Raw genomic sequence first — 14,410 nt, 5'->3', positions numbered from 1 at the left:
CCGCGCCGGCTGGCTCCCCATCGGGCTCCCTACCGGGACGCTTCCAGCCGGACCACCAGCCCGGCGCCGGCAGGCCCGAGCCCGTCCGCGACCACCCCGAGGTCGGCGACGGCGGCGATCCGATCGCCGCGGGCGAGCAGCAGCAGCCCATCGCGCGCTTCCCGCGGCACCTTGCGATCGATCAGCCAGCCCTTGAGCTTCTTGGTCCCGGGCCCGCCCTCCGGGCGGAATCGGTCCCCGGGGCGCCGCGTCCGGAGCGCGAGCGGCCACCGGATGGCGTCGGGCCGCGCCGCGACGATCTCCACCGTGACGCCCCGTCCGGGCACCTCGTAGCGACCCGGACCGGCGACGTCGATCGGGGCGAACCCGGCGCGCCGCGCGGCGATCGGCCCGATCTCGAGCCGGCCGTAGCGGCATCGCGCCTCGAGCCCTCCACCCAGCGTCGCGCGCCCCGGACGCCCTCGCGACAGCAGGGCGAGCACGGCCTCGACGTGCTTGCCCTCGAGGCCGCGCCCTCCGCCGGCGTTGCGCCAGAGCCGACGCACGATCCGCCGCCGCACCGCGTCCGGCTCGGCGTCGAGGCGAGCGAGCTCCACCGCGACCGACGCGCCCACCTTCACCCTGGCGCGCGCGGAGAGGGCCTGCTCGTCGGCGCGCAGGAGATCGGCCGTTCGCGCCAGGGTCCGCTCGATCGCCGGCGCGAGCGCGCGGATCGCCGGCAGGAGCTCGTGGCGCACGCGGTTCCGGGCGAAGCGTGGCGACGCGTTCGTCGGATCCTCGCGCCAGGAGAGCCCCAGGTCCGCGAGGTACGCGAGCCCCTCGGCGCGGGAGCGATCGATGAGCGGGCGCACGATCGCCCCGCGCCGCGGCGGGATCCCGCCGAGCCCCCGGGCCCCCGCCCCGCGCAGGAGCCGGAGCAGCACCGTCTCGGCCTGATCGCCACGCGTGTGCCCCGTCGCGATCCGGGTGGCCCCGGTGCGCGCCGCGGCGGCCCTGAGGGCGGCGTACCTCGCCCGGCGCGCCTGGGCCTCGACGTTTCCGCGGCCCACCACCACGCGGACCGACTCGAACGCGACGCCGAAGCGCGCGCAGGTCGCCCTGGCCGCAGCCGCGTCCTCGTCGCCGCCCGCCCGGAGCCCGTGGTCCACGTGGAGGGCCGAGACGCTCCCCAGGTGGCCCGCGTCCCTCAGCGCGGCGAGGACCGCGACCAGCGCGGTCGAGTCCGGGCCGGCGGAGAGGGCCACCAGCACGCGATCCGACGGCGTGAGCAGCCTCCGGCGCTGGAGGGTCCCGAGGACCCGCTCTGCATAGGGATGGAGCCTCTTCTTGCGCATCGTACGAGCGTGAAATGACGCAGTTTCGTATACTACGCTCGCGTTCGGGGGATCGTGGGATCGGCCGGGGAATGGAAGCCCCGGGTCCCGGGTTCTGGATGGCGACGCGAGAGGGAGGCTCCAGCACGTCGGGCCCGCCCAGGTTGCAAGACGTTGCAAAACCCATGCAGGAATGAGATGTTGGGGCCGGACGTAGACTGCAGCGCGAGGTGAGACGATCTTTGCGGCGTTGGGCCTAGGGGTCCCCCCCTCCCCCTCTGGGCCCACGGAGAGCCGGCAGCGATGCCGGCTCTCCTCTTTTTTTCGCGCACAAGAGGGCGAAGCCCCGCAGGTCGTGCGCAGTCACGTCGATCGACCCGATCCTCCCGGAACAGTCCCCATTTCGTGCACGTTCAGTACGCGCCGTCGTTACCCTTCAAGGTCGATGATCCTTGACCCCCGGAAGCGGCCAGCGTACAAAATCTTCGATTGTCCCACAGCATGGAGCAGTGATGCCCGGCACCGACAAGCGTAAGCAGTCGCTCTATTTCCCCGAGGATATGCTGAACGAGATCCAGGCGGAGGCGAACCGGCAGGACCGGTCGCTCTCGTGGATCGTCCAGCAGGCCTGGCGCATCGCGCGCGGCGAGATCATGCGTTTCCCGTCCGTGAACGACGTGCTGTCCGGCGTCGCCCGCGAGGACGAGCGCGAAGAGAAGAACGGCTAGCACAGCACCGTCGCACATCCAGCGTTCACCGCGCCTGCGCCAGCTCTGCTGGTCCAGGCGCGTCGTTTTTTGACGCAGGGCTTCCCCCGGAAGTACCCTCCTCGGGTTGCGTGCGGTGGACCTCCCCCGCGCGCTCCCCCCTGCGATGCCCAAGCCCCCGCCCTCGCCCGACGAACTCCCGGAGCCGCTGGACCTTTCTCGGCAAGACGACGCCATCGACGACGACGGCTTCTACGAGCTCCCCCCCGAGCTCCAGGTCGCGCCGGAGCCTCGTCGCCGCGACGCCGCGAAGCCCGCCGCGAAGCGCCCCAGGAAGCCTGCGGCGAGATCCACCGCGCGGTCCGCGCGACCCGCCGACCCCGCACCGGAGCCGGAGCCGGAGCTCGAGGTGCTCGAGGTCGGCGAGCGCGAGCGTGCCGCCGTCCGGCCTTCCCGCTCGACCGCCCTCAAGGCGGGGGTCGCCGCGGTCGTGGTGCTCGCCCTCGGCGGATCGCTGCTCTGGTACCGCGCCGCACACCGCGAGCGCACCGTCCGCCAGGCGCTCGCCGAGGCCGAGGCGCTCATGCGGCTCGACACCGCCCCCGCGTACCGGGCGGCGGCGGACAAGCTCGAGATCCCCGCCCGGATGGACCCCGTTCTCGCCGGGAGCGCCCGGGCGTTCGCGCTCGCGATGCTCGCGTCCGATTATCGCGACGCCGCCGCCGGGGCCGCCGCCGACAAGCTCCTCGTCGCCTCGGAGCGCGCGGAGACCGTCCCGGACGCGGCGTACCTCGCCCGCGCCGCCCTCGCGCTCGGGCAGGGCGCGATGGGCGACGCGAGCACCGCCGCCAGCCACGCGGAGGGGCGGAACGTCTGGGCGGAGGCGCTGCAGGCGCGGATCTTCATGGCGGCCGACCGCCTCTCCGCCGCGGTCGAGCCCGCCGCTGCGGCGGCGGGTGACGCGCGGTTCGCCGCGGGGCTCGCCATCCAAGGCGACGTCGCCCGACGCGGCCAGAAGGATCCCGCCGCCGCGCGCGCCGCCTACACCGCCGCGCTCGCCGTCTCCGGTCCGCAGGGCGCGAGCCCGCGCGCGACGTTCGGGCTCGCGAAGCTCGCCCTGGCGGGGACGCTGCCGGCCGGGGAGGCGATCGCGCCGCTCGAGCGGCTCCTGCAGGACACGCGCGTCCCTGCGCCCGAGCGCGGGCGCGCCGCGCTCCACCTCGCCGCGCTCCGGCTCCGCGCCGGGGATGAGGGCGGCGCCCGGGCCGCGCTCGAGGCCGCGGCGCTCGATCCCGCCGCGCGCGCCTGGGCCGAGCGGATCGCCCGCCTCGAGGCGAGCCGCCGAGGCGTGTACCGCGCCGCGGTGAACGCGCCGGCGGCGCTCCAGAGCCGCAGCGACGACGACCCGCCGGAGCCCGAGCCGCTCCCTCCCCCTCTGCCGCCCGAGCCGACGCCGCAGCCCGCGCCGGTCCGGACGGTCCCGGCGAAGCCGGCCCACGCCGCGAAGGCGCCCGCTCGCGCGGCCGCCAAGAAGGGCGCGGTCGCGAAGAAGACCGGGGCGCGGACGACCCGGACCCGCTCGTCACATCGGTGATGGCGCGGCACGGCGGCCACGCGCCCGCCTGAAGGACGCCGACGGACGCTGACCAGGGCTCGAGGGCGAACCTCGCGGCGACGGGATGACCGTCGTTCCGCCGGGCCGATCGCCCTCGCGGCGCCCAGGCGCCCGCTCTGCTCCTCGCCCGGTTTCCGGGCTGCGCGCCGGAAAACGCGGCTCGCCCCGCCTCCCCCACCCGGGTTCGATGCCTGCACACGCAGCAGCGTACTGCTGCGTCGCCGGGCAGACGCCGGCGGCTCGTCCGGAACCGGACGTTGAAATTGCACGGGGACCGGGATTCCGCCTGCCCGGCACGCTCGCTGCACGGGAGCCCGGCACCGCAGCAACCCCGCCCTCCCGGAGGCCAAGTGAAGAAGCTCTCGTTCCTGCTGCTCGCCGCGGCGCCCGCCCTCGCGCACGCCAGCGAGAAGATCGACACGGGCGACACCGCGCTCCTCCTCGTGAGCGCCGGCCTCGTGATGCTGATGACGCCGGGGCTGGCGTTCTTCTACGGCGGCCTGGTCCGCTCGAAGAACGCGGTCCACACGATGAACCTGTCGATCGTCTGCATGGCGATCGTCGGGGTGCTCTGGGCGCTCGTCGGCTACAGCGTGGCGTTCTCGCCCGGCGCCGGCCCCCTCGACCGGGTGCTCGGCGGGCTCTCCTGGGCGGGCCTGGCCGGGGTGGGCGACGCGCCGGAGCCCTCGCTCGCCGCGACCGTCCCGCACTCGGCGTTCATGCTCTTCCAGGCGATGTTCGCGGTGATCACGCCCGCGCTCATCTCCGGCGCGGTCGTCGAGCGCATGCGGATGAAGGCCTACGTGCTCTTCGTCGCGCTGTGGAGCCTCGTCGTGTACGCGCCGGTCGCGCACTGGGTCTGGGCGCCCGGGGGGTGGCTGCGCAACCTCGGCGTCCTGGACTTCGCGGGCGGCACGGTGGTGCACGTCAACGCGGCGACCGCCGCCCTGGTCGCGGCGATCGTCCTCGGCCGGCGCCGCGGCCTCCGCACCCCGACCGTCCTCCCGCACAACGTCCCCTTCGCGATCCTCGGGATGGGGCTCCTCTGGTTCGGGTGGCTGGGCTTCAACGGCGGCAGCGCCCTCGGCGCGAACGCCCTCGCGAGCACCGCCTTCGTGAACACCTTCTTCGCGCCCGCGGCCGCGGCGGCGGCGTGGGGCCTCGCCGAGCTCGTCCTGCACGGGAAGATCTCCGGGGTCGGCCTCGCCTCCGGCGCCGTCGCGGGGATGGTCGCGATCACGCCGGCGGCCGGCTTCGTGAAGCCGTCCGCGAGCCTCGTCCTCGGCGGGGCGGCCGCCCTCGCCTCCTTCGCGGCCGTGCGGATCCGGCCCCGGCTCGGCCTGGACGACGCGCTCGACGTGTTCGCGGTCCACGGCGTCGCGGCGACGTTCGGCGCCCTCCTGACCGGGCTCCTCGCCTCGAAGGCGGTGAACCCGGCCGGCGCCGACGGGAGCCTGCTCCTCCTCGCGAAGCAGGCGCTCGGCCTCGCCGCCACGATGGCGTTCTCCGGCGTCCTCTCGTTCGGCCTGCTGAAGCTCGTCGGCGCCATCACGCCGCTCCGCGTGGACGAGCAGGACGAGTGGAGCGGGCTCGACCAGTCCGAGGCCGGCGAGCGCGCGTACATCACCGCGGACGAGTCCTCCTTCGGCGCGGCGCCGACGCCGGTCGAGTCGCTCGCCGCGGCGCCGCAGGCCAAGCACTCGCCCGCGTAGCGAACGTAGGCCGCGTCGAGGACGCACCGAGGCCCGCTCCGGCACACGCCGGGGCGGGCCTCGTCGTATCCGGGCCTCGTCGCGTCCGGGCCCGGTTGCACGCGCGGCGGTCAGGTCCTTGCCCGCGCGCGGCGCAGCCCAGGCGCGCGGCGAGGCCTCCGACGCTCGCAAACCCCCGTCCCGGGGGCGCGCAGGGCCGGAGAGCGGCGCGCCGGGGCAGCGGCACGGCCGCTGCACAGGGAGCGGGGGAACAGCGACGCACCCCGCAGCATTCCCGGATGCACCCGACCCGCTCACGAAGGAGCACTTCCAGATGAAGAAGGCACTCGAGGCGGCGCTCCTCGCCGCCCTGCTCACGACGGCGACCGCCGCGCACGCGACCCCGTCCACCACGTTCTGGACGCCCGAGACGACGTACACGCAGCCGTACCTGCTGCCGCACCTCACCTACGACACCTACGTCGCCGAGAAGGGGCTGCTGCAGAACACGTACGGCCTCACCATCGGCGTGCTGCCCTTCGAGAAGCTGCAGGGCGAGATCGGCGTGGACCTGTTCTACCCGACCCTCTCGCTCCGCTCGACGGACGTCCTCCAGGTGAACGGGAAGCTCACGCTCCCGGAGAACGCCTTCGGCGCCTGGCAGCCCGGCGTGTCCTTCGGCATCGCGAACGCCGGCTTCAAGAAGGACATCTCGGACTACGACCTGCTCCACCTCTCCGTGGGGAAGACCCTGCCGGTGATCGGGAGCGTGGCGGTCGGCGGCTACTACGGCGCGGGCAGCAAGGTGCTCTGGACCGGCAGCGACGGCAAGGTGAACCGCGCCGGCTTCATGGCGAGTTGGGTCAGCCCCGACGTCAAGATCGGCAAGCCCGGCCTCGACAAGATCGTCTTCCTGGCCGACGTCTCGACCGGGAAGAACTGGTTCGGCGCGGTGGGCGGCGGCATCGGCCTCTACTTCACGCCGAGCATCGACGTCCTCACCGGGCCGGTCTACCTGCTCGACCGGGATCTCTACAAGGCGAACCCGATGGCGAACACGAATCTCATGTGGTCGGTCCAGCTCGACGTGGACGTGGACTTCGCGACGCCGAAGACGAAGACGCCCTAGGAGCCTGTCGGAGCAACTGCACGACTCCCCGATCCGCTCGCCCTGAGCGTAGGGCCGCGCAGCGGCCCGACGTCGAAGGGCGAGCGGTACCGGCCCCGGGGGACCTGGCCGGGCCCCGCATGCTCTCGTGTCCCCCGTTCGCCCTGAGCGTAGCGCCGCGCCACGCCCCGAAGTCGAAGGGGGAGCGGTACCGGCCCCGGGGGACCTGGCCGGGCCCCGCATGCTCTCGTGTCCCCCGTTCGCCCCGAGCGTAGCGCCGCGCCACGCCCCGACGTCGAAGGGCGAGCGGTACCGGCCCCGGGGGACCTGGCCGGGCCCCGCATGCTCTCGTGTCCCCCGTTCGCCCTGAGCGTAGCGCCGCGCCACGGGCGCGGCGCGGAGTCGAAGGGCGCAGGGCGCGCGACGAAACAGGTTCCTGGCAGTCCCGCGCCGCGGGCCCCGCGCGGACGCGGGACCGCTCGCCGCGCTCAGCCGGCGAGCTGGCTCAGGACCGTGTCGAAGACGAACGTCTCGAGCCGATCCCGGTCCGCGTCCTCGAGCCCCTCGAACCGGAACGCGACGCGCACGTTGCCGGTGAGCGGCTTCACGTCGGTGACGCGGCAGCTCCCGGCGAGCGGCGCCGAGGCCGGGATCCGGAGGACGAACTTCACCTGGTCGTCGTGGGGCGGCGCCTTCGCGAGCAGGCAGGAGAAGCCGCCGGTGGACAGGTCGATCGTGATGGCGCGCGCGCTCGAGGTGATCAGGTCGAGATCGACCTGGAGCGCGCGGGCGACTCGGAGCGCCTGCCGCGGGAGCTCGCCCGGCTTGAGCGTGACCCGCTGCGCCGCGAGGAGGGCGCGGGCGAGCTCGTCGCGCCCGGCGCGGTAGATCGCCTCGTCGCGCGGCGAGAGCTGCCCGCGCCGGAAGCGCTCGTGCATCTGCCGGAAGGTCTCGAGCCACTCGGCCAGGCTCATGCGTCTCCTACAGCGCCTTCTTGAGCTCGGGCGCCGGCTTGAAGCCCACCGTCTTCGTGGGCGCGATCTGGATCTCGGCGCCGGTCCGGGGATCGCGCCCCACCCGCCCCGCCCGACGCTTCACGACGAAGGTGCCGAAGCCCGGCATCGAGAAGCGCTTGTCCTTGCGGATGCCCTTCGCGAGGTTCTCGAACACGGCGTCCACCACGAGCGCGAGCTGCCGCTTCGAGAGCGCGGAGTGCTCACGCTGGACCTTCTCGATCAGCTCGGCCTTGGTCATGGCTGCGGGTCCCCGAAGATGGGCGGGAACCTACTCGTCCCGCTCGGGGCCCGTCAAGCCGCGGGAAGCCGGGACAGGAGGCCGCGCTGCCTGCGGCTCAGGCGATCCCGAGGAGCCGCCGCGCGTCGTGCGGCCGCGCCGGCGCCCGCCCCGCGCGCAGGGCGAGCTCGACGGTGCGTGACACGAGCTCGTCCGAGCCGCGCGCCAGGACGCCCTTCGCCACGAACACGTTGTCCTCGAGCCCCACGCGCACGTGACCGCCGAGCCGGAGCGCGAGCTCCGCCATGGGGAGCTGGAAGCGGCCGACGCCCGCGACCGACCAGCGGGCGGGCTGCGGCAGCCCCTCCACGAGGAAGCGGAGGTTCCGCTCGGTCGCGGACATCCCGCCTGGCACGCCGAGCACGAGCTGCACGTGGTAGGGCGCGCCGAGGTGACCGCGCTCGAGGAGCCAGCGGAGCGTGTCGAGCATCCCGGCGTCGTACACCTCGCACTCCGGCACGAGCCGCCGCTCGCGGAGCCGCGCCGCCACGCGCACGATGTCGGGGCGGGTGTTCACGAACACGCCGTCGCCGAAGTTCATCGTGCCCAGGTTGAGCGTGCCCATCTCGGCGCCCGGGACGAGCGCCCCGAGCCGCTCGTCGAGCGACATGCCCAGCGCGCCGCCGGTGGAGCACTGGATCACCGCGTCGGACCCGGCGCCCCGGATCCGGTCGATGAGCTCGCGGAAGTGCGCCGCCTCCTGGGACGGCCGCCCGTCGGGCCACCGCGCGTGGAGGTGGACCACCGCCGCGCCGGCGCGCCAGGCGTCCACCGCCGCGCGCGCGATCTCCTCCGGCGTGTAGGGCACCGCCGGGTTCTGGGCGCGGGTGACCTCCGCGCCGACCACCGCCGCGGTGACGATCACCGGCTCGGCCATGCCACACCTCGGCGCCGCGCCGGCGGCTTCGGGCGCGGCGGCGCGCGCTTCGCGCCGCGGGGCCGGGGAGGCGCCGGGCGCCGCTGCTGCTCCCGCGGGACCACGCAGGTCCCGGTGGCGCGGCACACGACCACCGGCGTCGAGAGGACCTCGGCGGCCGAGCTGGAGAGATCGCGGCGGGAGGCGATGACCTTCCGCGCCTCGAACCGCATCGCGCGCGAGGTCGCCCCGACCCCGACGAGCTCCCCCTCCGCCTCGAGGAAGTCCCCCGCGTGCACCGGCGCGAGGAACTCGACCGCGTCGTACGCCCGGAAGAGCCCCTCGTCGCCGTCGTGACGCACGAGCAGCTCGGTCGCCAGATCGCCGAAGAGCGCCAGCAGCCGGGCGCCGTCCACGAGGTCGCCGCCGTAGTGCGCGTCAGCCTGCGACATCCGGAGGCGAAGCCTCGCGCGCAGCGGGAGCGGCGCCATCAGTGCAGCTCCTTCCCCATCCGCCGCAGCACCGCGCCCACGATGAACGTGGCGACCTCCGACGGGCGCGTCCCCGGCCCGAAGCCCGCGTCGTAGCCGAGCTCGAGCGCGAGCCGGTGGTCGATCCGGGGGCCGCCCAGGATCGCGGTGATCTCCTTCCGGATCCCGAGCCGCTCGAGCTCCTCGACGAGGCGCCGGGCGTTCTCCTTGTGCACGTCGCGCTGGGTCACGACTTGCGAGACCAGCACCGCGTCCGCTCGCCGCTCGGCGCAGAGCCGCGCGAGCGCGGCGTTCTCGACCTGCGCGCCGAGGTTCCGGGCGTCGAGGCAGGGATAGCGCTCGAGCCCGGGATCCCCCGCGAAGCCCTTCATGTTCATGATCGCGTCGATCCCGACCGCGTGCGCGTCCGATCCGGTGCACGCGCCGAGCACCACGATCCGGCGCCCCACCTCGCGGAGGGCGAGCGCGTTCAGCTCGTCGAAGCCCTTCCGGCGGACCGGGCGCTCCGCCACCTGCAACGCGCCGTAGTCCACCGCCGCGGAGGTGCGCCCGTAGACGACGAAGAACGTGTACCGGTCCGCCGCCGGCTCCATCGCCGCGATCTGGACCTGCTCCAGGCCCATCCGCCGCGCGACCTCGGCGGCGGCCGCGCGCGCGCGCTCGTCGGCGGGGACCGGCAGCACGAACGAGAGCTGCACGACGCCGTCGTCGCGCCGGTCTCCGTACGGCCGCACCACCTGCCCCGGCTCCCCCCCGACGGTCACGGCTACACCTGGCCTCCGATGCGCGCGCTCGACACGAGCGTGCGGTGCGCCTCGATCACCGGCGGCGGCGCCGGCGTCTGCGCGGTGAAGAACACCTGGTACTGCGTGCCGCCGTCGCAGGCCGCCCACGCCCAGACGTGCCAGCCGCCCGCGTCGCCCTCGAGCGTCTCGGCGCGGGCGCCCGCGAAGGTGGTGGCGTGGCGCCGGACCCGCTCGAGGTGGCTCGCCTTCCCGAGCACCTCCGCGCCGGCGGCGAGGCACGCCTTCTGGTCCGGGTACCGCGTCTCCGAGACGGAGACCTCGAGCCGCGCGTTCGACTCGGGCGACTCGAGCGTCACGTGGGTCCGCCGGCCGGTGGGCGCCCACCGCACCGGCGCCTCGAACCGGAGCTCGCCGATGGTGTAGACGAGCCAGCCGTCCCGGCCGGAGGGGCGCCCCTGCGGCGCCGGCTCGAACGCCTGCCGGAGGCCGGCGCAGCCGGAGAGCGCCACCGCGGCGGCCGCGGCGGCGAGGGTGAAGCGGGAGCGGGTCATCGGGTCTCCATGATCTCGAGCAGCGGGTTGAAGTAGGCGGGGCCGCGCGGGACGACGCCGGCGAGCCCCTTGCCGCCGTCCTCCGTCCGCGCGATGTCCGCGAAGCGCCCCTCGCCGATCGCCCTCATGAGCCCGTCGGCGGCGACCTCCTCGAGGAGCGCGAGGGCCTTCGCGAGCGTCTCGTTCGCGCGGCGCTCGACCAGCCCGCCGGGGCGGAGGGCGAGCTCGGCGCCCATCGACCGCCAGGCGCGGGCGACGTACGCGGAGGTCTTCAGGGCGACGTAGCGGTCCATCAGCAAGGGGTTGTGCATCGCCTCCGTCATCATGCCGAGGAGCTGGATGCCCTGCCCCGTCACGGCGGCGACCACGTCGGCCATGACGTCGTAGGCGTGGCTGAAGAAGATGTCGCCCTGCTTGTGCTTGGTGGGGGGCATGTACTTGATCGGCGCCCCGGGGAAGAGGGTGCGGACGAGGAGCGCCTGGGCGAGCTCGCGGGCGATGGTGTCCTCGCGCGCCGGGTCGATCTCGAAGGCGTGGCCGAGGCCGACGAGCCGGTCGGGGAGCCCGGCGCGGTGGGCGAAGCTCTCGTTCACGAACTGCGAGGCGATGACCGTGTGCGCCGCCTCGTCCGCGTCGGCGGTGGTGATGTAGTTGTCCTCACCGGTGTGGATGACGACGTCCGCGAGCGCGCAGACGCGGCGCGAGAAGTGCTGGTCGCACAGCGTCCGCCTCATGTTGATGTCGCGGAAGAGGATCCCGTACATCGCGTCGTTGAGGAGCATGTCGAGCCGCTCCCACGCCGCCGCGAACGCGATCTCCGGCATGCACAGGCCGGAGGAGTAGTTGGTGAGGTGGACGTAGCGCCGGAGCCGTCGCGACTCGTCGTCGAGGGCCTCCCGCATGATCCGGAAGTTCTCCTGGGTCGCGTAGGTGCCGCCGTAGCCCTCGGTCGTCGCCCCGTGGGGGACGTAGTCGAGGAGCGACTGCGCGGTGGACCGGATCACCGCGATCACGTCGGCGCCGGCCTGGGCGGCCGCCCGCGCCTGCTCGACGTCGTCGTGGATGTTCCCGGTGGCGACGATCACGTACCGCAGCGGCGACGCGCCCACCCCGAGCTCGTCGCGGAGCGCGTTGCGCCGCCTCACCCGGTCGAGCAGCGCGTCCACCCTCGCCCGCGCCTCGCGGCGGAGGTCCGCCCGCAGCTCCCGCTCCTCCGCCTCCGCGAGCGGCGCCGGGTGCGGCGGCAGCGCGGCGAGCCGCTCGACGACGGCCGCGGGCTCCGCGGGGCCGCCGCGCAGCACGTAGCCCCGCCAGTACGCCGCGCCGCGATCGAGCAGCCCCCGTGCCTGCAGGGCGTCCACGGCCCGGTTCACGAGCGGGACGCCCGACGCGTCCGCGTCGTCCATCCCGTAGAGGCGCAGGACGGTGCGCTCGATGGAGACCGTGGTGTGGCGCTGGACGAGCTCGAGGACCGGGGCGGTGACCGCGTCGGCGAGCGCCCTGCAACGCTCGACCCGGGACGGATCGAGGCGGAGGTCGGGGACGTGGCGCCCGTCGGGGAGCTGCATCGCGAGACATGGATTAGGCCGCCGGGCCCGGGAGGGCAAGGTTCCGGCGGGGCCCTACGGGGGGAGACGCGACGTGAACGTCCCCGCCCGGACGCCGAAGCACTCGGTCCGGTCGCTCGCCTCGACCCGGACCCGCGCCAGATCCCCGCGCCGCTCGCCTGACGCGGGCCACCGCACCGTGACGTACTGGCGGGAGGTGCCGCGGGCGAGGCCGCCCTCGACCCTCTCCACCATCACCTCGAGCTCGCGCCCCGCCTGCTGGGCGACGAAGGTGCGCCACTTCCGGTCCGAGAGCGCGAGCAGCTCGTGGGCCCGCACGCGCTGGACCGCGCGCGGGACCGCGGGCTTCAGGCCGGCGGCGGGGGTCCCGAGGCGCGGCGAGAACGGGAACACGTGCAGGTACGCGAGCGGGAGCGCCTCGAGGAGGGCGACCGTCTCGCGGTGATCCGCGTCGGTCTCGCCGGGGAACCCGACCATCACGTCCGTCCCCAGGCACACGCCCGGCACGAGCGTGGCGAGGTCGCGGACGGCCCGCTCGAACTGGTCGGGACGGTACGGGCGCCGCATCGCCTCGAGGAGCCGGGCCGAGCCGCTCTGGAGGGGCAGGTGGAAGTGCTCGCACAGCGCGCCGCCCGTGGCGGGCTCGAGGACGAGCTCCACCGGGAACTCGAGGGGCTCGATGGACGACAGGCGGAGCCGCTCGCAGAGGCCGCGCGCGACCGCCTCCCGGATCAGCTCCGCGAGGGAGCGGCGCGGCGCGAGATCGCGGCCGTACGCGCCGAGGTGCACGCCGGTGAGGACGACCTCGCGGTGCCGCGCGCCCAGGGCGGCGAGCCGGGCCAGCGCCTCGTCGAACGGCAGCGACCGCGACGCGCCGCGGGCCAGCGGGACGACGCAGTAGGCGCACCGCGCGTCGCAGCCGTCCTGGACCTTGAGGAACGGCCGCGTGTGCCGGGGCAGGACGAGGGGGGCCGGGCCCCACGCCGGCGCGTCCCACGCCGCCGCCGCCAGCGCCTCCTGGGCCGTGGCCCCGGTCTGGAGGCGGGCGAGCACGCCGGCGAGCGCGGCCTGGGAGCGGACGCCGACCACCGCCTCGACGCCCGGGAGCGAGGAAAGGGCCTCGGGGCAGGTCTCGGCGTAGCACCCGGTCGCGACGATGCGGGCGCCCGGGTGCTCCCGGGCGGCGCGCCGGATCGCCTGGCGCGCGGTGGAGTCGGCGTCGCTCGTGATGGTGCAGGTGTTGACGACCACGAAGTCGGCCGGCTCGCCGTCCCGCGCGACGACGAACCCCTCCGGGAGTCCGCCGGCGAGCGCGTCCAGGTCGGCGCGGTTCACCCGGCAGCCGAGGGCCACGAGCGCGACCCGGACCGCCGGGCGCGAGGCGCCCCCGCCGTCAGACGATCCGTCCGCCACCGAGCACCTCGTCCCCCGCGTAGAAGACCGCCGCCTGCCCCGGCGCGACGCCCCGGACCGGCCGCGCCAGCCGCACCGCCGCGATCGCCCCGGCGCCGGGTGCCACCGTCGCCGCCTCTCCCGCGTGCCGGTGCCGCACCCGCACCCGGGCCTCGATCGGCCCGGACGGCGGCGCGCCCGCCACCCAGGAGACCTCCCGGACCTCGAACGCGTCCCGCGACGCCTCGGCGGCCGTGCCCACCACCACCCGGGCCGCCTCCGGCTCGAGCCGCACGACGTAGCGCGGCTCCGGACCGGGCACCCCGAGCCCCCGCCGCTGCCCCACCGTGAACAGGTGGACGCCCGCGTGGCGACCGAGGACCCGGCCGTCGGTCGTGACGATCTCGCCGGGCCGCACCCGCGCCGGGGCGCGGAGCGCGACGAACGCCCCGGCGTCGCCCCCCTGCACGAAGCAGATCTCCTGCGAGTCGGGCTTCGCCGCGTTCGGCAGGCCGGCGCGCGCCGCGGTCGCGCGGACCGCCGGCTTCTCGAGGCCGCCCACCGGGAAGAGCACGTCGCGCAGCGCGTCCTGCCCCAGGCCGTAGAGGAAGTACGACTGGTCCTTGGCGGGATCGGCGGCGGTCCGGAGGACGAACCGGGGGCCGCGGGCCTCGACGCGCGCGTAGTGGCCGGTCGCGAGCTTCGCGCCGAGGGCGCGGGCGCGGGCGAGGAGCCAGTCGAACTTGACCTCGGTGTTGCAGGCGACGCACGGGTTGGGCGTGAGCCCGGACACGTAGTCGTCCACGAAGCGGTCCACCACCCGCTCCCGGAACCGCGCCTCGACGTTCGCGACGTAGAACGGGATCCCGAGCCGCCGGGCGGCGGCGCGCGCGTCGTCCACGTCCTCGGGGGCGCAGCAGGTCCGGCCGCGCGCCGGGTCGGAGTAGTCCCAGACGCGCATCGTCACGCCGACGACCTCGTGCCCCTCGGCGGCGAGGAGCGCGGCGGCGGTCGAGCTGTCCACCCCGCCCGACATGGCGACGAGCACCCGCATCGGCGTGGCGGCCGGTGTACCGCCT

At 75.1% G+C, this 14,410-nt stretch carries 13 protein-coding genes and 1 pseudogene; 4 read left to right on the top strand and 10 right to left on the bottom strand.

Annotated features, from left to right (window positions below; translation table 11 throughout):
* Positions 1–29: 29 nt before the first annotated feature.
* Complete coding sequence (gene tilS / locus MNZ27_RS05715; RefSeq protein WP_242393076.1) at positions 30–1,334, bottom strand: tRNA lysidine(34) synthetase TilS; 1,305 nt, start codon at positions 1,332–1,334, stop codon at positions 30–32.
* 491 nt (positions 1,335–1,825) lie between these two features.
* Between tilS and MNZ27_RS05710 the strand changes: the two genes are divergently transcribed.
* From MNZ27_RS05710 to MNZ27_RS05695, 4 genes are all read left to right on the top strand, one after another.
* Positions 1,826–2,041: a TIGR04563 family protein gene (locus MNZ27_RS05710; protein WP_242393075.1), complete on the top strand. Its 216-nt coding sequence runs from the start codon at positions 1,826–1,828 to the stop codon at positions 2,039–2,041.
* Between the two features lie 145 nt (positions 2,042–2,186).
* Positions 2,187–3,614 (top strand): hypothetical protein, encoded by a 1,428-nt coding sequence (locus tag MNZ27_RS05705; RefSeq protein WP_242393074.1) that lies wholly within the window; start codon positions 2,187–2,189, stop codon positions 3,612–3,614.
* A gap of 371 nt (positions 3,615–3,985) precedes the next feature.
* Positions 3,986–5,347: an ammonium transporter gene (locus MNZ27_RS05700; RefSeq protein ID WP_242393073.1), complete on the top strand. Its 1,362-nt coding sequence runs from the start codon at positions 3,986–3,988 to the stop codon at positions 5,345–5,347.
* Between the two features lie 313 nt (positions 5,348–5,660).
* On the top strand, positions 5,661–6,455 hold the full coding sequence (locus tag MNZ27_RS05695; protein WP_242393072.1) for a hypothetical protein: 795 nt from the start codon (positions 5,661–5,663) through the stop codon (positions 6,453–6,455).
* Positions 6,456–6,922: 467 nt separating this feature from the next.
* Here MNZ27_RS05695 and MNZ27_RS05690 read toward each other — a convergent pair whose 3' ends face one another.
* The 9 genes and pseudogenes from MNZ27_RS05690 to mnmA all read right to left on the bottom strand — a co-directional run bounded on the left by MNZ27_RS05690 (position 6,923) and on the right by mnmA (position 14,385).
* Positions 6,923–7,408: a PilZ domain-containing protein gene (locus MNZ27_RS05690; RefSeq protein WP_242393071.1), complete on the bottom strand. Its 486-nt coding sequence runs from the start codon at positions 7,406–7,408 to the stop codon at positions 6,923–6,925.
* A gap of 7 nt (positions 7,409–7,415) precedes the next feature.
* Entirely contained in the window at positions 7,416–7,688 is a 273-nt protein-coding gene (locus tag MNZ27_RS05685; RefSeq protein ID WP_242393070.1) for an HU family DNA-binding protein, read from the bottom strand.
* Between the two features lie 97 nt (positions 7,689–7,785).
* The gene (locus tag MNZ27_RS05680; RefSeq protein ID WP_242393069.1) at positions 7,786–8,604 is read right to left on the bottom strand and encodes a BKACE family enzyme; all 819 of its coding nucleotides are present in this window, start codon (positions 8,602–8,604) and stop codon (positions 7,786–7,788) included.
* A gap of 80 nt (positions 8,605–8,684) precedes the next feature.
* Positions 8,685–9,074: pseudogene (gene kal / locus MNZ27_RS05675) on the bottom strand (3-aminobutyryl-CoA ammonia lyase); the annotation flags it as partial.
* Positions 9,074–9,838 carry a lysine 5,6-aminomutase subunit beta gene (gene kamE / locus MNZ27_RS05670; protein ID WP_242393068.1) on the bottom strand — a complete coding sequence of 255 codons (765 nt, stop codon included), beginning with the start codon at positions 9,836–9,838 and terminating at the stop codon, positions 9,074–9,076. The pseudogene kal and the gene kamE, both read right to left, overlap by 1 nt.
* Positions 9,839–9,840: 2 nt before the next feature.
* The gene (locus MNZ27_RS05665) at positions 9,841–10,371 is read right to left on the bottom strand and encodes a hypothetical protein (RefSeq protein WP_242393067.1); all 531 of its coding nucleotides are present in this window, start codon (positions 10,369–10,371) and stop codon (positions 9,841–9,843) included.
* Positions 10,368–11,939, bottom strand: coding sequence for a lysine 5,6-aminomutase subunit alpha (gene kamD / locus MNZ27_RS05660; protein ID WP_242393066.1), 1,572 nt, complete (start codon positions 11,937–11,939; stop codon positions 10,368–10,370). The genes MNZ27_RS05665 and kamD overlap by 4 nt, the downstream gene beginning before the upstream one ends.
* A gap of 54 nt (positions 11,940–11,993) precedes the next feature.
* Entirely contained in the window at positions 11,994–13,352 is a 1,359-nt protein-coding gene (locus MNZ27_RS05655; RefSeq protein WP_242393065.1) for a MiaB/RimO family radical SAM methylthiotransferase, read from the bottom strand.
* Positions 13,333–14,385, bottom strand: coding sequence for a tRNA 2-thiouridine(34) synthase MnmA (mnmA, locus tag MNZ27_RS05650; protein ID WP_242393064.1), 1,053 nt, complete (start codon positions 14,383–14,385; stop codon positions 13,333–13,335). Before mnmA ends, MNZ27_RS05655 begins: the two co-directional genes overlap by 20 nt.
* Positions 14,386–14,410 lie beyond the last annotated feature (25 nt).

Source organism: Anaeromyxobacter oryzisoli, assembly GCF_022690765.1.
Taxonomy (GTDB): Bacteria; Myxococcota; Myxococcia; order Myxococcales; family Anaeromyxobacteraceae; genus Anaeromyxobacter; species Anaeromyxobacter oryzisoli.
Note: the sequence above shows the minus strand (reverse complement) of the source record. Positions and strands in the feature narration are given on the sequence as shown.

Bases quoted from the DNA above. Each gene is read 5' to 3' on its own strand.
- kamD (WP_242393066.1), bottom strand. From the start codon at position 11,939: ATGCAGCTCCCCGACGGGCGCCACGTCCCCGACCTCCGCCTCGATCCG.
- MNZ27_RS05695 (WP_242393072.1), top strand. From the start codon at position 5,661: ATGAAGAAGGCACTCGAGGCGGCGCTCCTCGCCGCCCTGCTCACGACG.
- MNZ27_RS05685 (WP_242393070.1), bottom strand. From the start codon at position 7,688: ATGACCAAGGCCGAGCTGATCGAGAAGGTCCAGCGTGAGCACTCCGCG.
- tilS (WP_242393076.1), bottom strand. From the start codon at position 1,334: ATGCGCAAGAAGAGGCTCCATCCCTATGCAGAGCGGGTCCTCGGGACC.
- MNZ27_RS05705 (WP_242393074.1), top strand. From the start codon at position 2,187: ATGCCCAAGCCCCCGCCCTCGCCCGACGAACTCCCGGAGCCGCTGGAC.
- MNZ27_RS05680 (WP_242393069.1), bottom strand. From the start codon at position 8,604: ATGGCCGAGCCGGTGATCGTCACCGCGGCGGTGGTCGGCGCGGAGGTC.
- MNZ27_RS05710 (WP_242393075.1), top strand. From the start codon at position 1,826: ATGCCCGGCACCGACAAGCGTAAGCAGTCGCTCTATTTCCCCGAGGAT.
- MNZ27_RS05690 (WP_242393071.1), bottom strand. From the start codon at position 7,408: ATGAGCCTGGCCGAGTGGCTCGAGACCTTCCGGCAGATGCACGAGCGC.
- MNZ27_RS05665 (WP_242393067.1), bottom strand. From the start codon at position 10,371: ATGACCCGCTCCCGCTTCACCCTCGCCGCCGCGGCCGCCGCGGTGGCG.
- mnmA (WP_242393064.1), bottom strand. From the start codon at position 14,385: ATGCGGGTGCTCGTCGCCATGTCGGGCGGGGTGGACAGCTCGACCGCC.